The organism is Faecalibacterium sp. DFI.5.82, assembly GCF_029076575.1.
Taxonomy (GTDB): Bacteria; Bacillota; Clostridia; order Oscillospirales; family Ruminococcaceae; genus Faecalibacterium; species Faecalibacterium duncaniae.
In genome coordinates this window covers 1-287 of the sequence record NZ_JARFIS010001179.1, presented here as the reverse complement: position 1 = coordinate 287, position 287 = coordinate 1, and the positions used below count along the sequence as shown (strand labels likewise).

At 44.9% G+C, this 287-nt stretch carries 1 pseudogene; it reads left to right on the top strand.

Annotated elements, in window-relative coordinates:
* Positions 1 to 55 precede the first annotated feature (55 nt).
* A pseudogene (locus P0G09_RS20630) lies at positions 56 to 287 on the top strand (copper oxidase); the annotation flags it as partial.

Below are 287 nucleotides of genomic sequence, written 5' to 3'. Positions count from 1 at the left end.
CAGGACATTTGTGCAAATTGCATCCGACGGGGGATTTCTCAAGACGCCTGTGCAAATGAAAAAATTAACGCTTTCTCCCGGGGAACGTGCAGAAATTTTGGTTGATTTTTCAAAAATGAAAAACGGCAGCACGCTCCGGCTCCAAAATGGGAAAGAAACGCTCATGTATTTTAAAGTAAAAGGAAAGGCCGACCAGACCTACAAAATTCCGCAAAAACTGGCTGTGATCGAAAAAATGCCGGTGCAAGAAGCGGTGAAAACGCGGAAATTTGTCATGTCCGGCATGG